Annotated in this window: 20 protein-coding genes and 1 tRNA gene; 12 read left to right on the top strand and 9 right to left on the bottom strand. The window is 73.1% G+C overall.

Annotation, left to right across the window (positions count from 1 at the left end; genetic code table 11):
* Positions 1 to 80 precede the first annotated feature (80 nt).
* Both rph and rdgB read left to right on the top strand, forming a co-directional pair.
* Positions 81 to 803, top strand: a complete 723-nt coding sequence (gene rph / locus ACFO9I_RS12435) for a ribonuclease PH (protein WP_379181256.1) — start codon at positions 81 to 83, stop codon at positions 801 to 803.
* 10 nt (positions 804 to 813) lie between these two features.
* On the top strand, positions 814 to 1,431 hold the full coding sequence (rdgB, locus tag ACFO9I_RS12430) for an RdgB/HAM1 family non-canonical purine NTP pyrophosphatase (protein WP_379181254.1): 618 nt from the start codon (positions 814 to 816) through the stop codon (positions 1,429 to 1,431).
* A 32-nt stretch (positions 1,432 to 1,463) separates the two neighbouring features.
* On the opposite strand, the gene ACFO9I_RS12425 is transcribed toward rdgB, so the two are convergent.
* From ACFO9I_RS12425 to bcp, 3 genes are all read right to left on the bottom strand, one after another.
* Positions 1,464 to 2,054 (bottom strand): TMEM175 family protein, encoded by a 591-nt coding sequence (locus ACFO9I_RS12425; protein WP_379181252.1) that lies wholly within the window; start codon positions 2,052 to 2,054, stop codon positions 1,464 to 1,466.
* Positions 2,055 to 2,100: 46 nt separating this feature from the next.
* Positions 2,101 to 2,174, bottom strand: a tRNA-Leu gene (locus ACFO9I_RS12420).
* A 7-nt stretch (positions 2,175 to 2,181) separates the two neighbouring features.
* Positions 2,182 to 2,655, bottom strand: a complete 474-nt coding sequence (gene bcp, locus ACFO9I_RS12415; protein ID WP_379181250.1) for a thioredoxin-dependent thiol peroxidase — start codon at positions 2,653 to 2,655, stop codon at positions 2,182 to 2,184.
* Positions 2,656 to 2,782: 127 nt separating this feature from the next.
* On the opposite strand from bcp, the gene ACFO9I_RS12410 reads away from it, so the two are divergent.
* The 3 genes from ACFO9I_RS12410 (at position 2,783) to ACFO9I_RS12400 (ending at position 5,900) form a co-directional block, all read left to right on the top strand.
* Complete coding sequence (locus ACFO9I_RS12410) at positions 2,783 to 3,031, top strand: DUF3618 domain-containing protein (protein ID WP_379181248.1); 249 nt, start codon at positions 2,783 to 2,785, stop codon at positions 3,029 to 3,031.
* Positions 3,032 to 3,108: 77 nt separating this feature from the next.
* Positions 3,109 to 3,408, top strand: coding sequence for a GroES family chaperonin (locus ACFO9I_RS12405; protein WP_379181714.1), 300 nt, complete (start codon positions 3,109 to 3,111; stop codon positions 3,406 to 3,408).
* Positions 3,409 to 3,461: 53 nt separating this feature from the next.
* The gene (locus ACFO9I_RS12400; RefSeq protein ID WP_379181246.1) at positions 3,462 to 5,900 is read left to right on the top strand and encodes a penicillin acylase family protein; all 2,439 of its coding nucleotides are present in this window, start codon (positions 3,462 to 3,464) and stop codon (positions 5,898 to 5,900) included.
* A gap of 6 nt (positions 5,901 to 5,906) precedes the next feature.
* On the opposite strand, the gene ACFO9I_RS12395 is transcribed toward ACFO9I_RS12400, so the two are convergent.
* Positions 5,907 to 8,018 (bottom strand): hypothetical protein, encoded by a 2,112-nt coding sequence (locus ACFO9I_RS12395; protein ID WP_379181244.1) that lies wholly within the window; start codon positions 8,016 to 8,018, stop codon positions 5,907 to 5,909.
* Between the two features lie 89 nt (positions 8,019 to 8,107).
* On the bottom strand, positions 8,108 to 8,629 hold the full coding sequence (locus ACFO9I_RS12390; protein WP_379181242.1) for a DUF5994 family protein: 522 nt from the start codon (positions 8,627 to 8,629) through the stop codon (positions 8,108 to 8,110).
* Positions 8,630 to 8,757: 128 nt separating this feature from the next.
* Between ACFO9I_RS12390 and ACFO9I_RS12385 the strand changes: the two genes are divergently transcribed.
* The 5 genes from ACFO9I_RS12385 (at position 8,758) to ACFO9I_RS12365 (ending at position 15,053) form a co-directional block, all read left to right on the top strand.
* Positions 8,758 to 9,207, top strand: coding sequence for an SRPBCC family protein (locus ACFO9I_RS12385; protein WP_379181240.1), 450 nt, complete (start codon positions 8,758 to 8,760; stop codon positions 9,205 to 9,207).
* A 12-nt stretch (positions 9,208 to 9,219) separates the two neighbouring features.
* Positions 9,220 to 10,812, top strand: coding sequence for a phytoene desaturase family protein (locus ACFO9I_RS12380; RefSeq protein WP_379181238.1), 1,593 nt, complete (start codon positions 9,220 to 9,222; stop codon positions 10,810 to 10,812).
* 50 nt (positions 10,813 to 10,862) lie between these two features.
* Positions 10,863 to 11,924 carry a YihY/virulence factor BrkB family protein gene (locus ACFO9I_RS12375; protein ID WP_379181237.1) on the top strand — a complete coding sequence of 354 codons (1,062 nt, stop codon included), beginning with the start codon at positions 10,863 to 10,865 and terminating at the stop codon, positions 11,922 to 11,924.
* Complete coding sequence (locus ACFO9I_RS12370; protein ID WP_379181235.1) at positions 11,921 to 13,414, top strand: FAD-dependent oxidoreductase; 1,494 nt, start codon at positions 11,921 to 11,923, stop codon at positions 13,412 to 13,414. Before ACFO9I_RS12375 ends, ACFO9I_RS12370 begins: the two co-directional genes overlap by 4 nt.
* 145 nt (positions 13,415 to 13,559) lie before the next feature.
* The gene (locus ACFO9I_RS12365; RefSeq protein ID WP_379181233.1) at positions 13,560 to 15,053 is read left to right on the top strand and encodes an MDR family MFS transporter; all 1,494 of its coding nucleotides are present in this window, start codon (positions 13,560 to 13,562) and stop codon (positions 15,051 to 15,053) included.
* Positions 15,054 to 15,174: 121 nt separating this feature from the next.
* Here ACFO9I_RS12365 and ACFO9I_RS12360 read toward each other — a convergent pair whose 3' ends face one another.
* Positions 15,175 to 17,073 carry a DUF7507 domain-containing protein gene (locus ACFO9I_RS12360; protein WP_379181231.1) on the bottom strand — a complete coding sequence of 633 codons (1,899 nt, stop codon included), beginning with the start codon at positions 17,071 to 17,073 and terminating at the stop codon, positions 15,175 to 15,177.
* A gap of 215 nt (positions 17,074 to 17,288) precedes the next feature.
* Here ACFO9I_RS12360 and gndA point away from each other — a divergent pair, with 215 nt between their 5' ends.
* The gene (gene gndA, locus ACFO9I_RS12355; RefSeq protein WP_379181229.1) at positions 17,289 to 18,725 is read left to right on the top strand and encodes an NADP-dependent phosphogluconate dehydrogenase; all 1,437 of its coding nucleotides are present in this window, start codon (positions 17,289 to 17,291) and stop codon (positions 18,723 to 18,725) included.
* 122 nt (positions 18,726 to 18,847) lie between these two features.
* Positions 18,848 to 19,492, top strand: a complete 645-nt coding sequence (locus ACFO9I_RS12350) for a methyltransferase (RefSeq protein WP_379181227.1) — start codon at positions 18,848 to 18,850, stop codon at positions 19,490 to 19,492.
* A 28-nt stretch (positions 19,493 to 19,520) separates the two neighbouring features.
* On the opposite strand, the gene ACFO9I_RS12345 is transcribed toward ACFO9I_RS12350, so the two are convergent.
* From ACFO9I_RS12345 to ACFO9I_RS12335, 3 genes are all read right to left on the bottom strand, one after another.
* Positions 19,521 to 19,739: a CDGSH iron-sulfur domain-containing protein gene (locus ACFO9I_RS12345; protein WP_379181225.1), complete on the bottom strand. Its 219-nt coding sequence runs from the start codon at positions 19,737 to 19,739 to the stop codon at positions 19,521 to 19,523.
* Positions 19,736 to 20,689, bottom strand: a complete 954-nt coding sequence (locus ACFO9I_RS12340) for an iron-containing redox enzyme family protein (protein ID WP_379181223.1) — start codon at positions 20,687 to 20,689, stop codon at positions 19,736 to 19,738. Before ACFO9I_RS12340 ends, ACFO9I_RS12345 begins: the two co-directional genes overlap by 4 nt.
* A 185-nt stretch (positions 20,690 to 20,874) precedes the next feature.
* Positions 20,875 to 23,136, bottom strand: a complete 2,262-nt coding sequence (locus tag ACFO9I_RS12335) for a PAS domain S-box protein (RefSeq protein ID WP_379181221.1) — start codon at positions 23,134 to 23,136, stop codon at positions 20,875 to 20,877.
* Positions 23,137 to 23,191: the final 55 nt, after the last annotated feature.

The raw sequence follows: 23,191 nt of genomic DNA, 5'->3' as shown, positions 1-23,191 counted from the left end.
GGTGAGCGGGCCCGCCCGGTCTCGTGCCCGGCCCCGGTCGGTGGTCGGGCCGGCGCCGGCTCCCGGCTAGGGTGCCGGTCATGACGACACGTGCCGACGGCCGCGCCGACGACGAGCTCCGACCGATCACGATCACCCGCAACTGGCTCGACCACGCCGCCGGGTCGGTGCTCGTCGAGTTCGGGAGGACGCGGGTGCTGTGCGCGGCCTCGGCCTCCGAGGGCGTGCCGCGCTGGCGCAAGGGCTCCGGCCTCGGCTGGGTGACCGCGGAGTACGCCATGCTCCCCGCCTCCACCAACACCCGCTCCGACCGCGAGTCGGTCAAGGGGCGCATCGGTGGGCGCACCCACGAGATCAGCCGTCTGATCGGTCGCTCGCTGCGCGCCGTCATCGACTACCAGGCACTCGGCGAGAACACCATCGTGCTCGACTGCGACGTCCTCCAGGCCGACGGCGGCACCCGCACGGCGGCGATCACGGGTGCGTACGTCGCCCTCGCCGACGCCGTGACCCACCTGCGGGCCGCCGGTGCGCTGAAGGGCGAGCCGCTGACCGGCTCGGTGGCCGCGGTCAGCGTCGGCATCATCGACGGCGTACCCCGTCTCGACCTCCCCTACGAGGAGGACGTCCGCGCCGAGACCGACATGAACGTCGTGATGACCGGAGACGGGAAGTTCGTCGAGGTGCAGGGCACCGCCGAGGGTGTCGCCTTCGACCGCGCGGAGCTCGACGCGCTGCTGGCGCTCGCCGAGAAGGGGTGCGCGGACCTGACCCGCCTGCAGTCCGAGGCGCTGTCGCAGTGAGGGGGGCGCAGTGAGCCAGGTCTTCCTCGCCTCGCGGAACCGCAAGAAGATCGAGGAGATGGAGCGGATCCTGCGCCAGCACGCTCCCGACCTCCACGTGCTCGGCATCGACGACGTCGACCACTACGACGAGCCGGTCGAGGACCAGCCGACCTTCGAGGGCAACGCGCTGCTCAAGGCGCGGGCCGGGTTCGAGGCGACCGGGCTGCCGTCGCTGGCCGACGACAGCGGGCTGTGCGTCGACGCCCTGAACGGCATGCCGGGGGTCCTCTCCGCCCGCTGGTCCGGCACCCCGAAGAGCGACGCCCGAAACAACGAGCTGCTGCTGCAGCAGCTCGCCGACGTCCCCGACGACCGGCGAGGTGCGCACTTCGCCTGCGCGGTCGCCTTCGTGCACGCCGGTGGCGAGGAGGTCGTCGAGGGGCGGATGCCCGGTCACGTGATCCGGGAGCTGCGGGGGAGCGGCGGGTTCGGGTACGACGTCCTCTTCGTCGCCGACGAGCACGCCGCCGAGGGCCTCACCTCGGCCGAGCTTCCGCCGGGCGAGAAGGACCGGATCTCCCACCGGGGCCGGGCGCTGCGCGAGATCGCGCCCCTGGTGGCCGGGATCGTCACCGCCCGGGCCTGAGGCTGCTCCGCGTCACAAGGCGCCGGGGCACGTCAGTCGGTGAGCCCGTGCTCCACGACGTACGACTCCAGACGACGGTCGGGCACGAGCCAGATCGCGGCGACCGCTGCGTAGAAGAGCAGGGCGGGCCAGCCGACGAGGGCCGCGGTGAGGATGCCGGCGAGGTAGATGAAGGGCGACGCCTTGCCCTTGAGGTCGCGGCCCACCGCCTCGCGCAGCAACCCGTCGGGGCCCTCGGCGCGGAAGATCGCGAGCTGGAGGACGTAGTAGGCGATCGCCGCCGCGAGCAGGTTCACGCCGTAGACCACCAGGGGTGTCCGGGCCAGGTCGGTCTCGTCCATCCAGGCGGTGGTGAAGGGGTAGAGCGAGAGCCAGAACAGCAGGTGCAGGTTGGCCCACAGCACCCCGCCGTCGATGCGGCGCACGAGCTGGAACATGTGGTGGTGGTTGTTCCAGTAGATCCCGATGTAGACGAAGCTCAGCAGGTAGGTCAGGAACCCGGTCGCGGAGTCACCGAGGTCCTCGAGGTGCGCGCCCTCGGGCACGTGCAGCTCGAGCACCATGATCGTGATGATGATGGCGAGGACCCCGTCGCTGAAGGCCTCGAGGCGGCTGGTGCGCATGGGTCGATGATGACAGGTGACGCCCTCCTCGGGGGACGTGCACGAGTGCGCCCGGAGAGACTCGAACTCTCACTGGCCACGACCTAAACGTGGTGCCTCTGCCAATTGGGCTACGGGCGCAGTGGGCTCAGGCTGCGTCGAGCCCCAGGTCCTTGCGCAGCTTCGCGACGTGGCCGGTGGCCTTGACGTTGTACTGCGCGAGCTCGATCTTCCCCTCCTCGTCGACCACGAACGTCGAGCGGATGACCCCCTCGACGACCTTGCCGTAGAGCTTCTTCTCCCCGAAGGCGGAGTACGCCGTCATCACCGACCTGTCCACGTCGGAGAGCAGCGTGATCGTCAGGCCGTCCTTCTCGCGGAACTTCGCCAGCTTCTCCGGCTTGTCGGGGGAGATGCCGAGCACCTCGTAGCCCTGTGCCTTCAGGGAGTCCAGCGAGTCGGTGAAGTCGCAGGCCTGCTTGGTGCAGCCGGGCGTCATCGCGGCCGGGTAGAAGTAGACGATCACCTTGCGTCCGCGCAGGTCGGCGAGGCTGACCTGGTTGCCCGTGTCGTCGGGCAGGGTGAAGTCGGGCGCGGTGTCACCGGGAGAGAGCCGTTCCATGGTCCGAACCCTAGGACATCCACCGAGGGCCCCGTGGGGACACCGTGGGGGACACCGCCGGGGACCCGGACGCGACATCCGCGGGGACGCCCGCCGGGTCGACCTGACCGGTTGGTAGCCTTCGCGGGTGAGCAACGAGATGTCTTCCCTCGAGCGCGAGATCGAAGAGACCCGCCAGCACCTGGCGACCACGATCGACCAGCTCCTCTACCGCGCGCACCCGAAGACGATCGTGAGCCGCGAGGTCAGCAGCATCAAGGCCCACTACGTCGACGTCGAGACCGGGCAGCCCCGCACCGACAACATCCTCAAGACCGTGGGTGGCGTCGTCGGCGTCATCGTGGTCTTCGCGGTGATCCGCAAGGTCGTCCGCTGACCACTGGGCCCTGCCGCCCCCGCGTCCACCCCCCGCCGAGGACCAGAAGCGCCGTGACCGACAAGACCCCCATCAAGATGCTCCACGACCGGATCCTGGTCGAGGTCGACCGTGACTCCGGGGAGCGTCGCTCCTCCGGCGGCATCGTGATCCCCGCGACCGCCGCCATGGGCGCCCGCCGCCTGACCTGGTCGAAGGTCGTCGCGGTCGGCCCGCACGCCCGGGCCGTCGAGGTCGGCGATCGGGTGCTCTTCGACGCCGAGGACAAGGCCGAGGTCGAGGTGCACGGCGAGCTCTACATCGTGATGCGCGAGCGCGACGTGCACGCGGTGGCCGCCGACCGGCTCGGCGACGAGCCCACCGGCCTGTACCTCTGACCCGCCGGGGCCGCCGCCCATAACCCGCGCCGCCGGTGGCCGTTGGGTGGAACATGTTCTCCCGTCTCGTCGGCCCGGTCGCCGCCGGCCTGCTGCCGCTCGGAGCCCTCACGGTGCCCGCGGAGGCGACGCCGGTGCCGACGGCGGCCGTGGCCTCCACCGCCGCCCAGCCCGCCCGCGCCGGGCACCACTACGGCGCGACCATCCGGCGCACCCCCCACGGCATCCCGCACATCACCGCGGACGGGTGGGGATCGCTCGGCTTCGGCAGCGGGTACGCCGCCGCCGAGACGTCGGCCTGCACGCTCGCGGACACGCTGGTGACGGCACGCGGCGAGCGGTCCCGCTGGTTCGGCCCGCACCGCCGCTACAACGACCAGGTCACGCTGGACGCCTCCAACCTGCAGGTCGACGCGTTCGTGACCGACCTCCGCAACCGGCACGTGGTGGAGAAGCTGCTCGAGGACCCGGTCGCCGGGCCCGGCAGGCAGGCCCGGGCGATGGTGCGTGGCTACACCGCCGGCGTGAACCGCTACCTCGCCAAGGTCGGCCGACGGGGCGTGACCGACCCGGCCTGCCACGGCGCGGGCTACCTGCGCGAGAGGGCGACCACGCTCGACCTCTGGTACGGCGTCTACCTGGCCAACCTGCTCGCCTCCAGCGGCGTCTTCGTCAAGGAGATCGTCGACGCCGACCCGCCCACGGCGGACGACCCCGGCCTCCCGGACCCGATCGCCGGCGCGGTCGACCGGGACGCGCTGCTCGCCGCGCTCGGCCGCGACCCGGGCGCGCCGTTCGGCTCCAACGCGACCGCCGTGGGCGGTGACGCCACCACCACCGGCAGGGGGATGCTGCTCGGCAACCCGCACTTCCCGTGGCGTGGTCGCTACCGCTTCACCCAGCAGCAGCTGACGATCCCGGGCAGGTACGACGTCGCGGGGGCCTCGCTGATCGGCTCGCCCGTCGTGAACATCGGCTGGAACCGCGACGTCGCCTGGAGCCACACCGTCTCCACGGCGTACCGCTTCACGCCGTACGAGTACAAGACGGTCGGGCCCGGCACGACGTACCTCACCGATGCGGGCCCGCAGCAGCTCGAGCACCGCACGGTGCGGGTGACCGTGAAGAGGAAGGACGGCTCCCTCGGGAAGGTCGAGGAGGACCTCTACCGCACGCCGCAGGGCTACGTCCTGGACGCCCCCGCGGTCCTGATGCCGTGGTCGGCCACCAGCGTCTGGGCGATCCGGGACGCGAACGCCGAGCAGCTCCGCACGATCGACACCTTCCTGGACATGGGCAAGGCCCACGATGTGCGGGACCTGCTGCGTCGCCAGGACGCCGGGGGCGGGATGCCCTGGGTGAACACGACGGCCGCCGACCGCCACGGCGACGTGCTGTACGCCGATCACTCCGTCGTGCCCAACGTGCCCGACGCCCTCGCCCAGCAGTGCATGACGCCGACCGGCCGGGTGCTCGACCAGGTTGCGGGCCTGCCCGGGCTCGACGGCACGTTCGCCGACTCCTCGTGCACGTGGGGGACCGACGCCGACGCCGAGCGGCCCGGCATCTTCGGGCCGGCCAACCTGCCCTCGGAGGTCCGGCGCGACTGGGTGATGAACGCCAACGACTCCTACTGGCTGCCCAACCCGGCCCAGCCCCTCGAGGGGTATGCCTCGATCATCGGCTGCGAGCGGTGCGAGCGGACCATGCGCACCCGGATGGTCTCCCACTACGTCCTCGACCGGCTGGCCCGCGGCAGGCTGGAGTCACCCGCGACGTTGCGAGGGCACGAGCACGAGAACCGCGTGATGGCCGGCGAGGTGATGCGGGCGGACGGCGACCTCGACGCGGTGTGCGACCAGACCGGTGAGACCGAGGCGTGCCGGGCGCTGCACGCGTGGGACGGGCACTCCGACAAGGGGTCCCGCGGCTACGCGATCTTCGAGGAGTTCATCTCCCGGCTGCCCACGACCCCGGCCGACGTGCCGGGCGTGGACCCGGTCTGGCTCACGCCGTTCGATCCCGAGGACCCGCTGGACACGCCGCGGGACCTGAACACCGCGAACCCGCAGGTCGTCCAAGCGATGTCTGACGCGATCGCGTCGCTGCGGGAGCGGTCGATCCCCTTCGACGCGCGGTGGGGATCGCTGCAGGTCGCGGGGGACCGGGGTGCCCCGGCGATCCCGCTGGGCGGCGGGACCGGTGACGCGGCAGGCAACGCCAACGCGCTCGCGTCGCGCTGGGCGAGGGACAACACCGACCACCTGCGACCGGTCACCTACGGCTCCTCGCACATCCAGGCGATCTCGTTCCTCGACGGCGGCCGCGTCGACGCACGCACGATCCTGACCTACGGGCAGTCCGAGGACCCGCGCTCGCCGTGGTCGAGCGACCAGACCCGGTTGTTCTCGCGCGAGCGCTGGGTGCACTTCGCCTTCACGCCTGCGCAGGTCCGGCGCCAGGCGGTCACCACGCAGGTCGTGCGCGACTGAACCGGCTCAGTCCAGGCCGTTGATCGCGTCGACCGCCGGCATCAGGCCGCCGAGGTCGTAGAAGTCGACGGCGACGTAGTTGGGGATCTGGCCGCGTTCGGCACGGCACTGCTCGAGGCGGGGCAGCAGCACGTCCAGGGCGTTGACCTTCGCGGCGTTGCTGACCTCGGCCTTCTTGTCGGTGATCCAGTGGTTGACCAGGAAGAGGGGGGCGTCCGCCGGGCCGCGGTTGCGGGCGCAGCTGAACTCGGCGGGCCGGCGGAACAGGAACGGCGTGTCCTGGACGTCCGTGAAGCCGTCGAGCAGCCAGGGATAGTCCGTGCCCCCGCCGCGGTTCTCCATGAGGAGGACCAGCCGGTGCCCCGACTCGATCATGGAGCCCAGCGTCGGCCAGCTGCCGTCGGCGGCCGGGGTGTGCACGAAGGGCAGCAACCCCGCCTCGCGCACCAGCTCTGCGGTGTCGGCCGGGCTCACCTCGTCCTGGATGAAGAACGTGACGACCTCCCGGGGGTGCTCGACCAGCCAGGCGCGGACCTGCTCCATCAACGGCAGCCACTCGGTCGATCCCAGGGCGCACAGGGCATGGCACAGGTAGAGCCTGACCGGGCCCCGGGGTGCCAGCTGGGCGGCCTGTCGCAGGCGCAGCGCGCTCTCGACGGCCGCCGCCCCGAACGTACGACGCGCCTCGTCGAGCGCCTTCTCCCGACTGGCGTCGGTGTTCACGACGATGCCGGGCCGGTCGGTGCGCTGGCCGTACCAGCTGTCGATGAGCAGCACCCGCACCCCGTTGTCGAGCTGGCCGATCACGCCGTCGGGCTGCTCGGCGAAGAACCAGCCGGGCTGGTCGGCGGCCGACATGGCGTTGTGGGTCGCCGGAAAGGCGACCTGGTCGTAGCGACGGTCGCACAGCTCGACGTGCCCGTTGCAGGCGGCGCCGCCCGCCCCGGCCGCGGTGGCCAGCTCGTCGTCGGTCGGCAGCACGGCGAGGACGTAACCGCCGACCAGGAGGGCACCACCGGCGAGGCCGGCGACCACCCGGACGGTGCGGCGACGCGGGCACGCGTCGGCCGCCGACGCCTGGCGGCGGCCGCGCCGGGCTGCCACGAGCTCGGCGGCCGACGAGACCAGGCTCGGCACGGCCAGGACGACCAGGCACGCCCCGGCGACCGCCAGCACGAAGCGGGCGACCTCGAGCGGCTGCAGGACCAGTGCGGCGCCGAGGGCCAGCAGCCCGACGGCGTGGCCCAGCCGCCGCGCCGGATCCGGCTCCGGGTCGACGATCCACGAGGTGGCACCGCGCAGCAGGGCGCGCGGACGCAGGTCGATCCCGGGGCGCGCGGTGAGGGCGATCGCGGCGCCGGCGACGACCAGCAGGCCGGCCGCGGTCCAGAACGCGCCGGCCAGCTCGTCCCAGACGGCGCTGGCCAGGGCGCCCGACAACGTGTCCGTGTCCGCGCGGTCGGCCAGGAAGCCGGTCACCACGAGCAGCCCGGCCAGCACCACGCCCGACGCGACCACCCCGCGGCCGACGTAGCGCACCGCCCGCCGGAACCGCCCGGAGGTCGCGCCCGGCAGCCCCGCGCCGGCGAGGAGCACCAGGCCCAGCAGCGGCGCGAGGACCGCCAGCCGGTCGGCCAGGTGCACCTGCCGGAGGCCCTCGGCGGTCTGCTGCTGGCCCGCGAACTCCGAGAGCCGCACGTCGAGCTGCGCCGGCAGCGTCGCCCGGATCTCGGGGGAGAGGGTGGTGGCGGTCGCGACGACCAGCGCGGCCACGTCGGCCAGGCGGAGGACGACCGAGCCCTCGTCCCCGCCGAGCGCCCGGTAGGTCGGGGCCACGGCGATCCGGACCAGCGGGCCCAGGGCGGGGCTGGCGATCGTGCTCTGGGCGGTCGCCTCGATGAGCGGCCGGATCGCGGTGAGGTCCGGCTCCGCGGCGAGGACCCTGTCGGTGAGGAGGAGCCCGAGCTGGCGGGAGACGTGCTCGTCGGCGCGGACCGCGTCCACGTGCTGCTCGAACCGGTCGGCGTCGAGAAGCTCGTGGCGCAGGACCCCCGCCACCGCACCCACGACCAGCAGCGCGACACCGAGCGTGCCCAGGAGCCGCGACACGATCCTCACGGTCCGAGTGTGGCAGCGAGACGCCGTCACGTCTCCAGGTCGGCGGCGCCGGCCCGGACCAGCGAGGTCGTCCGCACGGCCGCCCTGGCTCAGCGGTGCGAGGGTGCCACCGGGTCAGGCCCCCAGTAGTTGCCGCCGTCGTCGCTCCAGACCTCGTCCACGGCGGTGTGCTCGTCCGCGACCGAGCGCAGCAGCTCGGCGGCGTCGGCCTGGTTCCCGGCCTCGGCGGCGCGATGCATCATCAGGTTCGCGCTCGCCGTCTCGGTGGCAGCGGGGATCACGAGGAGCCGCACGACCCGTCGGGTCGCGAGGTTGACCAGCACCACGTGGGTGTCGTCGCGGGGGAACGAACCGATCTTGATGCTGCCCCGTCTCGTCGTGACCCGTCGTGCCACGTCGGCCCAGTCGGGGCGGGAGTAGACCAGGTGGTCGACCCGCCCGGCCGGGAAGTGGTCGACGAGGTCGGCGACCTCGCGCTGCAGGTCGTCGGAGCGGGGCCACCAGGCTCCGTCCAGCGGGCCGTGCCCGAGCTCGTCGGCCAGCTCCAGGCGCAGGGGAGCGTCGGTGTCGGTGAGGGTGTCGATGGGGGTGGTCGCGTACGACGTCGTCAAGACGTCCGCCTCTCGACCCGCCGAGGTGGCTCCGGCGGAGCCCGGTGGCGGGTGGTTGCCCCCAGTCTACGTCGGGGGTCGCGACGAGGACCGGGAGTCGTTGCGGGCGGGCTGGGTACGGTCGCCACATGAGCCGCAACACGCGAACGATCTCCGCCGCCCCCGACCGGGTCTGGGCGGTGCTGGCCGACGGCTGGCTCTACCCGCTCTGGGTGGTGGGCGCGACCCGGATGCGCGAGGTGGACGACGCCTGGCCGGCGGTGGGCGCCAAGCTCCACCACTCGGTCGGTGTCTGGCCGATGGTGCTCGACGACAACACCGAGGTGCTCGAGTGCGAGCCGGGCCGTCGGCTCAAGCTGCGTGCCCGCGGCTGGCCGCCGGGGGAGGCCGACGTCGAGCTGACGCTGCACGAGGTGCCCGGCGGCACCGAGGTGGAGATGGTCGAGGACATCACCGCCGGACCGGCCAGGATCGTGCCGAAGCCGGTGCGCACCCCGATGATCACGTGGCGCAACAGCGAGAGCCTGCGCCGGCTGGCGTTCCTCGCCGAGCGCCGCGCGGCACGACAGCAGCAGTGAGGACGATGACGCGTGCGCAGTGAGTACGACGCCATCGTCATCGGGGCCGGACCCAACGGTCTGTCGGCGGCCAACCACCTCGCCGACGCCGGCTGGTCGGTCCTCGTCCTCGAGGCGCAGCCCGAGGTCGGGGGCGCGGTGCGCAGCGCGCGGGACGTGCACCCCGACTTCGTGCACGACACCTTCAGCTCGTTCTACCCGCTGGCGGCCGCCTCGCCGGCACTGCTCGACCTCGACCTCGAGAGGCACGGCCTGACCTGGCGGCACGCGCCCGCGGTGCTGGGCCACCCCACGCCCGACGGCCGGTGGGCCCTGCTGCACCGGGATCGCGAGGTCACGGCGGGGCTGATGGACGAGCAGCACCGCGGCGACGGTCCGGCGTGGCTCGAGCTGTGCCACGAGTGGGACCGGATCGGGGACCAGGTGCTCGGCGCCTTCCTCTCACCCTTCCCGCCGGTGCGCTCCGGCGTGGCGGCGCTGGCCCGGCTGCCGCGCGTGGGCGGGCTCGACTTCGTCAAGACGCTGCTCACCCCCGCCGTCGACCTCGGACGCAACCGCTTCGGGGGCGAGGCCCCGCGGCTGCTGCTGGCGGGGAACGCCGGCCACGCCGACATCCCGCTGGACTCGCCGGGCTCGGGGCTGATGGGGATCCTGATGAGCATGCTGGGCCAGACGGTGGGCTTCCCGGTCCCCGAGGGCGGCGCGGGGGAGCTCTCGCGGGCCCTCGCCAGACGGCTGGCCGCGGCGGGAGGCGACGTCCGCTGCGGCGTCGAGGTCGGTGAGGTCGTCGTACGCCACGGCCGTGCGGTCGGCGTACGCGCCCGCGACGGCGAACCGTTCACGGCCCGGCGCGCCGTCGTCGCCGACGTCGCCGCGCCGCACCTGTACGGCGGCCTGGTGGCGGCCGAGGACCTGCCCGGTCGCACCCTGCACGCGATGCGTGACTTCCGGATGGGCCCGGGCACGGTGAAGGTCGACTGGGCCCTCGACGGTCCCGTCCCGTGGGCGTCCGCCCCGGCGTACGCGCCCGGCACCTTCCACGTGGCCGACTCGGTCGAGCAGATGAGCACGGCCCTGAGCCAGGTGGCCGCCCGCCACGTCCCCGCCGAGCCGTTCCTGCTCGCCGGGCAGATGAGCACGACCGACCCCACCAGGTCGCCGGCCGGGACCGAGTCGCTGTGGGCCTACACACACGTCCCGCAGGAGACGGCCGGCGACGCCGGGGACGGCTCGGTCCGCGGGGTGTGGGACGACGCCGACTGCCAGCGCTTCGCCGACCGGATCCAGGAGCGGATCGAGAAGCTCGCCCCCGGCTTCGGCTCCCGGGTGCTGGCCCGGCGGGTGCTCGGGCCACGGGAGCTGGAGGCCCGTGACGCGAACCTGATCGGCGGGGCGCTCGACGGGGGCACGGCCCAGCTGCACCAGCAGCTCGTGTTCCGCCCGGTGCCGGGTCTGGGCCGGGCCGAGACCCCGGTCCGGAACCTCTACCTCGGCTCCTCCTCAGCCCATCCGGGTGGCGGCGTGCACGGGGCTGCCGGCCGCAACGCGGCGCGGGCCGCCCTGGCCCACGCGCGGCTGCGGCGACTGACCCTGCGCAGGCCCTGAACCGCTCCGGCCCCACGCGTGTCCCCGCGACGGGTGGGTACGAGACCGTCATGAGCAGCCCCCGACACCTCGACACCAGGCCCCGGTCCGAGAGCGTGGACGAGCAGCCCGACTCGCCGCTCGAGCTCACCAAGCGGTCGTGGTTCTACGTCGCCCGCAAGACCCTGCGCGAGTTCTCCAAGGACCAGTGCACCGACCTCGCCGCCGCGCTCACCTACTACGCGGTGCTGGCGATGTTCCCCGCCGCCATCGCGTTGCTGTCCCTGGTCAGCCTCGTGGGGCAGGGGACCTCGACGGTCGACACGCTGCTGCAGATCATGCGCGACGTCGGTGCCTCGTCGCAGGCCGACACCCTCGAGCCCACCCTGGTCCAGCTGAGCACCTCCTCCGGCGGGGGGATCGCGCTGGTCCTCGGTCTCGCCGGTGCCGTCTGGTCGGCGTCCGGGTACGTCGGCGCCTTCGGACGCGCCATGAACCGCATGTACGAGGTCCAGGAGGGCCGGCCGGTCTGGAAGCTGCGCCCGGTCATGCTCGTGGTCACCCTGGTCCTCGTGCTGCTCGCGGCGGTCACGATGCTCGGCCTGGTGGTGTCCGGCCCCGTGGCCACCGCGGTCGGCGACCAGATCGGTCTCGGCTCGGCGGCACTGACGGTCTGGAACATCGCCAAGTGGCCTGTGCTGCTGCTCATCGTCGCCCTGATCGTGGCGATCCTCTACTGGTCCACGCCCAACGTCCGCCAGCCCCGCTTCCGCTGGATCAGCGTCGGCGCCACCGTCGCGATCGTGGTGTGGGTCCTGCTCTCGGCCGTCTTCGGACTCTACGTGGCCAACTTCTCCTCCTACGACAAGACCTACGGCTCGCTGGCCGGCGTGATCGTCTTCCTGCTGTGGCTGTGGCTGACCAACCTCGCGCTGCTGTTCGGCGCCGAGCTCGACGCCGAGCTCGAGCGCGGCCGCGAGCTGCAGTCGGGCATCGCAGCGGAGGAGACGATCCAGCTGCCCCCGCGGGACGCGCGCAACATCAGGAAGGCCGAGAAGAAGCGGCGCAAGGACATCGAGAAGGGCCGACAGATCCGGCTGCAGAACGGTGCCGCCGACGAGGAGCGCTCGTGACGCTGACGTCGCTGTGGCGGGACCGTGCGGCACGCACCACCCCGGCGGCGATCGAGCTCGACGGGCACTGGGACGCGCTGGTCGTCGGGGCCGGCATCACCGGCCTGACGACCGCGCTGCTCCTGGCCCGCGCCGGGTGCTCGGTGGCCGTCGTCGAGGCCCGGGAGGTCGGGGCCGGCACCACCGGCGGCAGCACCGCCAAGGTGAGCGTGCTGCAGGGGACCCAGCTCTCGCGGCTCGCACGGCGCCAGTCCGACGCCGCCGTCGAGCAGTACGTCGCCGCCAACACCGAGGCGAGCGCCTGGGTGGACCGCTACTGCGCCGAGCACGGGGTCGCGCTGCAGAAACGGCCGGCGTACACCTACGCGACGACTGCTCGCGGGGAGCAGGCGGCCCGGGCCGAGCTCGCGGTCGCGCAGCGGGCCGGGCTCCCGGTCGCCTGGACCGAGACCCCCGAGCTCCCGTTCGCGACGAGGGGTGCCGTGCGGCTGCCCGACCAGGTCCAGCTCGACCCCATGGAGCTGCTGCTCGCGCTCGCGGCCGACCTGGAGGCGCACGGCGGCACCCTCGTCGAGGGGGCGCGCGTACGCCGGGTGACGGGCCGTCACCCAGTGACCGTCACGTCGGACAGGGGCTCGGCCACTGCGGACTCCGTGGTGGTCGCCACGAACATGCCGGTCCTCGACCGGGGCGGGTTCTTCGCGCGGGCCAGCGCCCAGCGGTCCTACTGCCTGGCCTTCTCCGGGGCCCGGCCGACCGTGCAGGGGATGTACCTCTCTGCCGACTCCCCGACCCGCTCCCTGCGGGACGCCCCCGGACCGGACGGACCGCTGCTGCTGGTCGGCGGCAACGGGCACGGAACCGGACGCTCCGCGTCGCCGCAGGCGAAGGTCGACGACCTGCTCGCCTGGACCCACGAGCACTTCCCCGGCGTGGAGCTGACCCACACGTGGTCCGCCCAGGACTACGTGACCAGCCACGCCCTGCCCTTCGTGGGACCGCTGGTGCCGGGCCGGGACGACCTGCTCGTCGCCGGCGGCTACGCGAAGTGGGGGATGACCAACGGGGTCGCAGCCGCGCTGGCACTGAGCAGCCGGTTGCTGGGCGGCCACACCGAGTGGGCCGCGGTGCTCGACAGCTGGTCCCCGGCATGGCTGCGGGGCGCGCCGCAGGCGGCTCTCCTCAACGGCGAGGTCGGCTGGGAGATGGCGCGGGGCTGGCTCGCCCCGCTCACGCACCGCGGCGGTCGGGCGCCCGAGGAGGGGCGTGGGGAGGTCCGGGTGGACCACCTCGGGCCACCGACCGCCGTCTCGACCGTCGACGGCGTCGTGCGCCGGGTGTCGGCGGTCTGCCCGCACCTCGGTGGCGTGCTGAGGTGGAACGACGCCGAGCACAGCTGGGACTGCCCGCTGCACGGCTCACGGTTCGACAAGGACGGCGAGCTGCTCGAAGGGCCCGCGACCTGTGGGCTGCGCCGGGTGGCCGACTGACCCCCGGGACGCGACGTGGGCCGGGTCCAGGCCGGAAAAGGTGTTGAGGGCGGTCCCGGGATCGGGTTGAGTTCCGCCTGCACGTCGTACGGCCCTGCAGCGTCGGCCGGCGGCAGCATCTCACTCTCGATCGCGAAGGACCGACATGTCTTCTCCGGCCCTCTCGGGCACCGATCAGCCCCGTGACTACGGCGTCCTCCGGTGGTTGGTGGCCGCCACCTTCGTCGTCATCCTCAACGAGACGGTGATGTTCAACGCGCTGCCGAGCCTGATGCGCGAGTTCTCCGTCGACGTCACCACCGCCCAGTGGCTCTCGACCGCGTTCATGCTGACCATGGCCGTGGTCATCCCGGTCACCGGCTGGTTCCTCCAGCGGGTCACCACCCGGCAGGCCTTCGGCCTGGCCATGGCGGTCTTCTGCGCCGGCACCCTGATCGCGGCGCTGGCCCCGGTCTTCTGGGTGCTGCTGGTGGGGCGCGTCGTGCAGGCCTCCGGCACCGCGGTGATGATGCCGCTGCTGATGACGACCCTGATGACGATCGTGGCGCCCGAGGACCGGGGCCGGGTGATGGGCAACGTGACCTTGGCGATGTCCGCGGCGCCCGCCCTGGGGCCGACCGCGTCGGGCTTCGTCCTCGAGATCGCCAGCTGGCGCTGGATGTTCGGCATCGTGCTGCCGATCGCCGCGACCATCGGCCTGGTCGGCGCCACCCGGCTCCGCAACGTGGGGGAGCCCCGCGCCGGGTCGGTGCACGTCCCGAGCGTCGTGCTGTCGGCGATCGGCTTCGGCACCCTGGTCTACGGGCTCAGCAAGTTCGGCGAGGGCGGCGACGCCCGCCTCGAGGGCGCGGTCTGCGCGATCGTCGGCCTCGTGTTCGTGGTCGGCTTCGTGACCGTCCAGCTGCGGCTACAGAAGGTCGGGGAGCCGCTGCTCGACCTGCGCACCCTCCGACAGCCCACCTACCGGCTCTCCCTGCTGATCATGGCGTGCGCCTTCGCCGGGATGTTCGGGGCGATGCTGATCCTGCCGGTCTACCTCCAGAACCTGCGTGACCTGAGCACCCTGCAGACCGGCCTGATGATGATGCCGGGCGGCCTGGCGATGGGCCTGCTGGGCCCGCGCGTGGGTCGCTGGTTCGACGCGCACGGCAGCCGCCGGCTGGTCCTGCCCGGGGGTGTCGGGGCCGTCCTGTCCCTCGCGATGCTGACCCAGGTCGACCTGTCGACGCCGATCTGGCTCATCCTCGCGGCGCACGTGCTGCTGATGGTCTCGCTGGCGCTGATCTTCACGCCCGTGTTCACCCTCGGGCTCGGAGACGTCCCGCCGCACCTGTACTCGCACGGCAGCTCGCTCCTCGGTGCCCTGCAGCAGGTCGCCGGTGCCATGGGCACGGCCGTGGTGGCGACCCTGATCGCGCTGCGGACCACGCACCTGCTCGAGCAGGGGGAGGACGTGCTCTCGGCGCAGGTCGGCGGCATGACCGCGGGCTTCTGGTTCGGCGTGGCGCTGACCGCCGTCGTCCTCGATCTCCTGCTCCGGCTGCCGAACCGGGCCGCGGTCCCGGCGCCCGCCCCCGCGCCCGACGCGCAGCTGCCCGCCCCCGCGGAGGCCGTGCCGCTGCAGGCCCCGGAGGGCTGAGCACGCAGGGTTCCTGCGGGCTCGCGGCCGTGGCCGCCCGACCGCTCCGGCACGCGACGAGGGCCGACTCCCTGGTGGGGGTCGGCCCTCGTCGTCACGGCGCGCGCTCAGGCGCAGCGGCTCACCGCACGCGCACCGTGAAGGCCCTGGTGGTGGCGCCGGTCACCGCGTCGGTGCCGTCGACCGCCAGGCGGTAGCGGAAGGTGCCCTTCCGGGACTGCCGGCCGAAGGTGACCCGGGCGGCGCCCTCCTCGTCCGACCGGACTGTGCGGACGTCGGTCCAGACGCCGTTGGTCAGGCGCTGCAGCGTGAGCGGCTCCTCGTCGGCCTGCTGGACGCTCACCGCGTCGGAGGTCACGACGTTGCCCTTGTCCACCGTGACGGTGCTGGTGCGCCATCCGGCGATCGTGGTGACGCCGACCGGCAGGTCCGTGGTGGCCGGGTCGCCGTCGTCGGTGACCAGGCAGCGGACCGTGCCCTGCCAGTGGTAGTTCGTGCCGCCCACCTGCGTCCAGACCACGGAGTACGACGTCACGCCGGCCGGCCAGTCCCGGTGGCTGGCGTAGGGGAAGGACGCGGTGCCGCCCCAGAAGCCGTCGTTGTTGTGGAAGTTCAGCGTGACCTGACCCTTGTCGGTCTGCACGCGCACGTTGACGTCGTTGGCCTGGCCGTCGGGGATGTTCGCCGGGTAGTCGACCGTCAGGCCGGTGCAGGACGGGTCGTCGTACTCCCAGTCCCAGCTGAAGTCACCCGGGTCGGACGGGCCGGTCGGTCCCGTGGGGTCGGTGGGGTCGGTGGCCGGCGCGTAGGTGTCGATGCTCGCGCTGGCGGTGCTCGAGGCCGCGGTGCCGGCGGCCGGGGTGCCAGTCGCGGTGGCGGTGTTCACGATCGTGCCGGTGGCGGCCTCGGCCGCGGTCACGGTGTGCGTGGCGGCGGGGAGCGCGGGGCAGGTGGTGGTGGCACCGACCGGGAGGGTGGCGACGCAGGTGGCGCCGGAGGCCAGGGCCGGGATCATGGGGTCGGTGACCTTGACGTCGGTCAGGGGCACGTTGCCGGTGTTGGTGACCGAGAAGCCGTAGGTGAGGGTCTCGCCCTCGGCGGCCAGGGAGTCCTCGTCGGCCGAGTCGGTGACGGACTTGGTCAGCCTGAGTGCCGGCGCCGCGGCGGGTGCCGCCTTGGTCGCGATGGTGGCCCGGGCGCTCCCGGTCGCGGCGACGGAGGAGCCGCCCGAGGACTTCGCCGCGGCCGTGGCCGTGTTCACGACCGAGCCGGCCCTGACCTCGGCCGCGGTCACGGTGTGCGTGGCGGCGGGGAGCGCGGGGCAGGTGGTGGTGGCACCGACCGGGAGGGTGGCGACGCAGGTGGCGCCGGAGGCCAGGGCCGGGATCATGGGGTCGGTGACCTTGACGTCGGTCAGGGGCACGTTGCCGGTGTTGGTGACCGAGAAGCCGTAGGTGAGGGTCTCGCCCTCGGCGGCCAGGGAGTCCTCGTCGGCCGAGTCCGTGACCGACTTGGTCAGCTTGAGCGCGGGAGCCGGGGCCTCGCAGCCCTGCACCCAGAAGACCTTGGACTTGCTGTTGTTGCCCTGGGAGCCGCCGGTCTCGACGGTCAGCTTGACGTGGTAGCCCTGCTGCGCCTGCGGCTGGCCCTTGAAGGCGAGGACGTAGGTCTTGCGCCCGTCGAGGTCGGTGCCGCCACCGGCCGCGTCGCCGCCGACGAACACCGAGGTGTCGCCCTGGACCGTGAGCCCGACGTCCTTGGTCGGCGCCTGCATCTCGAAGTCGACCTGCGAGATGATCTTCGAGCCCTGGTCGAAGCCGTACCACTCGACGGTGAGGGAGCAACCGGTCAGGTGCGGGTCGTTGCCGGGGGTGCCCTCGTCGGCGAGCTCGGCGATCTTGATCGTGCCGTTGTTGCCCGCGGGGTCGTTGCCGTTGCCCGCGAAGGCGGCGGACGGGACGAGGGCGGCGGCGGCCGTCATCGCCGTGACGGCGACGAGGGCTGCGAGGCGGTGGCGCACGTGGGCTCCTGCTTCTGCGCGGACTGCTGGGACGAGCAGGAGCGTTCCACGCGCGGGAGGGCCTGCAGCCGTTCTTCGTCGAACCTTCCGCGGACCTTGAGGCTTTCTGGAGGAAGTCGCACCGGATCCCCCGTTCCGGGTACGGGAATGCCTGGCAGCACCGCCGGTTGTCACCAGGTGGTAGCCCCGCGAACGCATCGACGAGAGGACCCACCGTGCCCGACGAACTCGCCACGATCGGACTGACCGGACTGGCCGTGATGGGCCGCAACCTGGCCCGCAACATCGCCCGGAACGGCCACCGCGTGGCCGTGCACAACCGCACCACCGCCAGGATGGAGTCCCTGCTCGAGGAGCACGGTGACGAGGGCGACTTCGTCGGCGCCAGGACCCTCGCGGAGCTGGTCGCCGCGATCGAGCGCCCGCGCGCCATCATCGTGATGGTCAAGGCCGGCGATCCCACCGACGCCGTCATCGACGAGCTGGCGCCGCTCCTCGACGAGGGCGACATCGTCGTCGACGCCGGCAACGCCCACTTCGCCGACACGGTGCGCCGCGAGCAGGCCCTCGCCGAGCGTGGCCTGCACTTCGTGGGCATGGGCGTCTCCGGGGGAGAGGAGGGCGCCCTGCACGGCCCCTCGATCATGGTCGGCGGCTCCGAGCATGCCTACGAGCGGCTCGGCCCGGTGCTGCGCGACATCGCCGCGCAGGTGGACGGCACCCCCTGCTGCGCCCACGTCGGGCCCGGCGGGGCGGGCCACTTCGTCAAGATGGTGCACAACGGCATCGAGTACGCCGACATGCAGCTGATCGCCGAGTCCTACGACCTGCTGCGCAGCGTCGTCGGGCTGGAGCCGGCCGGGATCGCCGAGGTCTTCCGCGACTGGAACGCCGGCGACCTGGAGTCGTTCCTCATCGAGATCACGGCCGACGTGCTCACCCACACCGACCCCGACGGGCCGCCGTTCGTCGACGTCGTACGAGACGCGGCGGAGCAGAAGGGCACCGGGCGCTGGACGGTGCAGAGCGCCCTCGACCTCGGGGTGCCGGTGACCGGAATCGCGGAGGCGACGTTCGCGCGCAGCCTGTCCGGGCACACCGAGCAGCGCGAGGCCGCCCGCGCGGTGTTCAGCACCGGTCCCGAGGCGGTGGACCTCGGGGACGGGGACGCGTTCGTCGACGACGTCCGCGCCGCCCTCTACGCCTCCAAGGTGGTCGCCTACGCCCAGGGCTTCGACCAGATCGCGGCCGGCAGCCGCGAGCACGACTGGGGCATCGACCCCGGGGCGATGGCCACGATCTGGCGGGGCGGCTGCATCATCCGGGCCCGGTTCCTCGACCGGATCCGCGAGGCGTACGCCGCCGAGCCCGACCTGACCACGCTGCTCACCGCGGAGTTCTTCGCCGATGCCGTGAACCGCGGCGCGGAGGCGTGGCGCCGGGTGGTCGCGACCGCCGCCCGGGCCGGGGTGCCCACCCCGGCGTTCGCCTCGTCCCTCGCCTACTTCGACGGGCTGCGGCGCGAGCGCCTGCCCGCGGCGCTGATCCAGGTGCTGCGCGACGACTTCGGGGCGCACACCTACCAGCGCATCGACCGGGAGGGCACGTTCCACACCGACTGGGCAGGGGACCGCTCCGAGACTCAGCTGTGACGACCACCGGACAGTCCGGCAGGAAACCCGTCGGGCCGACGACCCGGGACGACGAAACGTGCCGGACTATCCGGTGGAAGCGGGATGGGTGTGACGCGGGGATCGACGGGTACGTCACGCCCATGACCAGCCTGCACGAGCTCGGCGAGGGCGTCCTCCCGCGCAGCGCCCCCTTCGGTGACCTGCTGATCGACTACGACGCCCGGGTCCTCGAGCCCCGGCCGTGGACCGCGGCCCAGTCGCGGTGGGCGGCCGAGTTGCTGCGCAACGCCCCGGCGGGCCCGGCGCTGGAGCTGTGCGCCGGGGCCGGGCACATCGGGCTGCTGGCGATCCGGCACGAGCCCCGGCCGCTGGTCAGCGTTGACCTGAACCCCATCGCGTGCGACTACACCCGGGCGAACGCCGAGCGCGCCGGTCTGGCGGACCTCGTCGAGGTGCGCGAGGGAGCCATGGACGAGGTCCTCGAGCCCGACGAGCGGTTCGCGCTGGTCATCGCCGACCCGCCGTGGGTCCCCCGGGCGGAGACCGGCCGCTACCCCGAGGACCCCGTGCTGGCGATCGACGGGGGCGTCGACGGGCTCGACCTGGCCAGGCGGTGCTGGACCCTCGCCGACCGGCACCTGCTGGCAGGGGGCTCGGCCGTGCTGCAGCTCGGGACCGTGGCGCAGGTGCGCCGGCTGGCGCGCGAGCTGCGCGGGAAGACCCGGCTCAGGGTGCGCGAGTGGCGCTCCTTCGAGCGCGGCGTGCTCGTCGCCCTCCGGGCCTGACGCCCAGGCCAGGCCCGGGGGAGATCGCCTAGGGTCGCGCCTTCGCAGGAAGCACCTTGTGGGTCCCGTCGCACCACGGCTGGGCAGCGGACTTCCCGCACCGGCACACCGCGCTGACCGGCCTGGTCGTGCGATGGGTGCGGCCCTGGTCGTCCTGCACGACGTGGTCGCCGCGCAGCAGCAGCGGCCCGCCGGGGCAGATCACGACGTCCGGGTGCTCCATGTCCCGGGGCCGCTCGGCGCTCATGCCGCCCACTGCGCGAGCAGGACCCGAGCGACCCGGTCCTCGAGGTCGAGGCAGGTGAATGCTCCGAGGAACACGTCCACGGCCAACGCGGGCTCGGCGGCGACCAGACCGCCGCAGATGGTGCGCACGGCCAGCTGCTCGTGCACCGCGTCGGCCTCCACGTGCTCGCGGTAGTAGTGCGCCATCTCCTCTGCCAGCCCCAGCCGCTCGATGCCCTGGGCCATCTTCCGCGAGGGCAGCGAGCTGGTGGCCTCGAACGCCGCGAGGTGCCCCAGTGCGGCGCCGCGCAGCCGCCGGTGCAGCCCGAAGAGCGACATGGCGTTGTTCTGCTCGAGCACCTCCAGCGGTACGTCGTCCACGTAGGCGCCCGGCTCGGCACTCAGGCCGCACGCCTCGAGGCCGCGGGCGAACAGGTGGGCGTGCAGCCGGTTCGGGTCGCCGGTGCCGTACTCGTCGTACTGCAGCTCGACCAGCGCGGCCTTGGTCGCGACCTCGAGCCGCGGCACGACCCAGGCGGTGGGGTCGGCCTCCTTGAGGTGGTAGACCGAGCGCAGCCGGAACAGGTCGAGGACCTGCTCGGCGTCCGCCTCGCGCTGGACGTACGACGCGAGGGAGGCGCCGTCGTGGCTCTCCACATACGCGAACAGCGCCTCCGCGAACCCGTCGCCGCCGGGCATGGTGTCCGGCGCGGCCCAGCGCTCACGCAGGCGGCCCTCGAAGGCCCGCTCGAGCCGGCGGCGCAGTGCCAGCAGGTCGGGGTCCCACTCGAGGTCGTCGTCGACGTCCTCGAAGCCGCGGTGGTGGAGCTCGTAGAGCGCCCAGAGCGCGATCTGCTCGTCGTCGATGCTCTCGGGGTCGGCGGCGACGACCGGGGCGAGGTCGGCCGGTCGCACCCGCATCGCCTCGAACAACGACTCGCTGAGTGCGCCGCGCGCCTTGGGGGTCAGCATGCGGGAGAGGTACCCCCGGCGTCGCACCCCATGCTCGGCGGGTCTGCCGACCACGCCACACACGGAGGAGAAGGGCGCCGACCGGCCCGACGGGGGATGCAGGCCGGTCGACGCACCTCGAATGCTTCCCGGCCGCCGGGACCCGCGCTCGGTGCGCAGGTACCGATTCGACTAGTACATCCGCACTAGGTGGACGCTGGGGGCCCGCCGGCGTCACTGCCCGGGAGCCACGTCGTCACGACCGTCCCCCCGCCGGGAGGGCTGCTGAGCGCGCACCAGCCGCCGGCGATCGTGGCCCGGTCCTGCATGGTGAGCAGCCCGCGGTGGCCCGGGGTGGGCGGTGCGGGGGTCGCGCCGAGCCCGACCCCGTCGTCGGCGACGGACACCTCGATCCCGCCGTCGCGCCCCCGGACCGTGACCGCGACGTGCCGCGCACCCGCGTGCTTGCGCGTGTTGTTGAGGGTCTCCTTCGCGATCCGGTAGGCGATCGCCCGCACCGCGTTGGGCACGTCCGGCTCGTGCTCGCCGTCGACGGTCCACTGCACGTCGGAGAGCTCGAAGATCTCCTCCGCGGCGCGGGCGAGGGCACCCGAGAGACCGCGCTGGAGGTCGGGCGGCTCGAGGTCGAAGAGGAGGGAGCGCAGCCGTTCGGTCGCTCCCGAGACGCTGGCCTGCAGGGGCTCCAGCGTCTCCAGCAGGTCGGGGGCGCGCTCGCGCAGCCGTCGGTTCAGCAGCCCCAGGCGCAGGTCGACCGCGGCGAGGGCCTGGACGGGGTCGTCGTGGACGTCGGCGGCGATCCGGGTCCGCTCGGCGTCCTGGGCGTCGACGAGCCGGGTCAGCAGCGCCTGCTGCTGCTCGGCCAGCTCCTGGCGCGCCGCCTCGGCGGCCAGGCGCTCGCTGATGTCGCGCTGCACGGTGGCCAGCGCGAACGGCTCGCCGCTCTCGGGGTCGTGCATCAGGAAGCTGACGATCTCCACCGGCACGGGAGCGCCACGGTGGTTGCGCAGGGTGGACTCGCCCTCCCAGTGCCCGGTGGCGACCACCGCGGGCTGCTCGATCTCGAGCGAGGCCCGGATCCCCTCGGGCGTCAGGTAGTCGGTGATGGTGGTCTTCGTGACGTCGACCTCGGGATCCAGCCCGATGAGCTCGCGCCCGCCCGGGTTGACGTACGTCACCGCCCCGTCCAGCCCGGCGATGGCGATGAAGTCGGGGGAGGCCTCGACCAGGGCCTTGAACCGCATGAGGTCGGCGTTCACGGCGCGCAGCGCGGCCTCGGTCGTACGCAGCTCGGTGACGTCCTTCGCGGCCCAGGCCGTGCCCAGCGCCGCACCGGTCTCGGGATGGTGCAGGTGGAACACCTCGAGCTGGGCGACCATCACGTGGTCCGCGAGCGGGATGCGCAGGTCGCCCGACCAGCGCTCCGTCGCCTGCAGGCTGCGCCGGATCTCGTCCCCGGTCGCGTCGGGGACGTACGACATCAGCGTCGCCCACACGTCGTCCCGGTCGATCTCGATGCCGTACTCGTCGATCCTGGGGTTGGTGTAGACGAAGCGGTCCTGCTCGTCGGCGATGGCGATGAGGTTGTCGGAGGCGTCGGCCAGGGCCTTGAACTTCACCAGCTGCTCGCGGTCCTCGCGCTGCGCCTCCAGCAGGAGGGCATTGTCGAGGGCCAGGGCGCACCGGTCCGCGATGTCCGCGGTGAGGTCGAGGCGGTCGTCGTCGAACACGCCCCAGCTCCCCGAGCGGGTGATGTCGATGGCGCCCACCAGGTGCCCGCGGGAGCGCAGCGGGACCCGGAGCATCGCGTGCCCCGGGTCGGTGTGGACCACCTGGAGCACGCCGAGGGCCTCCACCTCGGCCGAGGTGGGACGCTCCGGCTGCTCGCCGTCGCACGGCTCCGCGACGCCGTCCCGGATCCAGCGGGCCCTCTCCTCCAGCTCGTCCCTGCCGCGGACGCGCACCCAGACCGTGACGGCGTCCGCGAAGGACTCGCCGACCGAGCGGGCGACCATGCGCACGAGCGCGTCCGGGTCGAGGACCTCACGGTTCATCGCGGCCGAGATGTCGGCCAGCATCGTGGCCCGATGCCGCGCGGCCCGCAGCTCGGCCTCGGCCCGCCGCTGCTCGGTCACGTCGGTGCTCACGCCGAGCGCCCCGGTGATCGCCCCGTCGGGGCTGCGCACCGGCTCGTAGTAGACCGACAGGATCCGGCCGTGGAACTCCCTCTCGATGCTGAAGGTCTCGCCGGCCAGGACCCGCCGGAGCGCGACGAGCGACCGCTCGTCGTCGGCGTACACCTCGAAGAGGTCGCGGCCGACCAGCTCGCCCGGCCGCACCCGGAGCGGGCCCAGCCCGGGGCCGGTCGAGAGAGTGCAGCGCCCGGTGGTGTCGAAGCCGAAGATGACGTGCGGTCCCATCGCGGGACCGCGCTCGGCCGTCTCGTGCATCCCTGGCCCCCCTCCGGTGGTGTCGGGCGACGGCGCCTCGACAGCGGTGGCGGCC

The organism is Nocardioides sp. GCM10023255 (assembly GCF_042653125.1).
GTDB lineage: Bacteria > Actinomycetota > Actinomycetes > Propionibacteriales > Nocardioidaceae > Nocardioides.
The sequence above is the reverse complement of the archived record's forward strand: the minus strand, read 5'-3'. Positions and strand labels throughout refer to the sequence as shown.

Coding starts and splice junctions, on each gene's coding strand:
- rph (WP_379181256.1), top strand. CDS start 81: ATGACGACACGTGCCGACGGCCGCGCCGACGACGAGCTCCGACCGATC.
- ACFO9I_RS12425 (WP_379181252.1), bottom strand. CDS start 2,054: ATGCGCACCAGCCGCCTCGAGGCCTTCAGCGACGGGGTCCTCGCCATC.
- bcp (WP_379181250.1), bottom strand. CDS start 2,655: ATGGAACGGCTCTCTCCCGGTGACACCGCGCCCGACTTCACCCTGCCC.
- ACFO9I_RS12405 (WP_379181714.1), top strand. CDS start 3,109: ATGCTCCACGACCGGATCCTGGTCGAGGTCGACCGTGACTCCGGGGAG.
- ACFO9I_RS12400 (WP_379181246.1), top strand. CDS start 3,462: ATGTTCTCCCGTCTCGTCGGCCCGGTCGCCGCCGGCCTGCTGCCGCTC.
- ACFO9I_RS12385 (WP_379181240.1), top strand. CDS start 8,758: ATGAGCCGCAACACGCGAACGATCTCCGCCGCCCCCGACCGGGTCTGG.
- ACFO9I_RS12375 (WP_379181237.1), top strand. CDS start 10,863: ATGAGCAGCCCCCGACACCTCGACACCAGGCCCCGGTCCGAGAGCGTG.
- ACFO9I_RS12365 (WP_379181233.1), top strand. CDS start 13,560: ATGTCTTCTCCGGCCCTCTCGGGCACCGATCAGCCCCGTGACTACGGC.
- ACFO9I_RS12350 (WP_379181227.1), top strand. CDS start 18,848: ATGACCAGCCTGCACGAGCTCGGCGAGGGCGTCCTCCCGCGCAGCGCC.
- ACFO9I_RS12345 (WP_379181225.1), bottom strand. CDS start 19,739: ATGAGCGCCGAGCGGCCCCGGGACATGGAGCACCCGGACGTCGTGATC.
- ACFO9I_RS12340 (WP_379181223.1), bottom strand. CDS start 20,689: ATGCTGACCCCCAAGGCGCGCGGCGCACTCAGCGAGTCGTTGTTCGAG.
- ACFO9I_RS12335 (WP_379181221.1), bottom strand. CDS start 23,136: ATGCACGAGACGGCCGAGCGCGGTCCCGCGATGGGACCGCACGTCATC.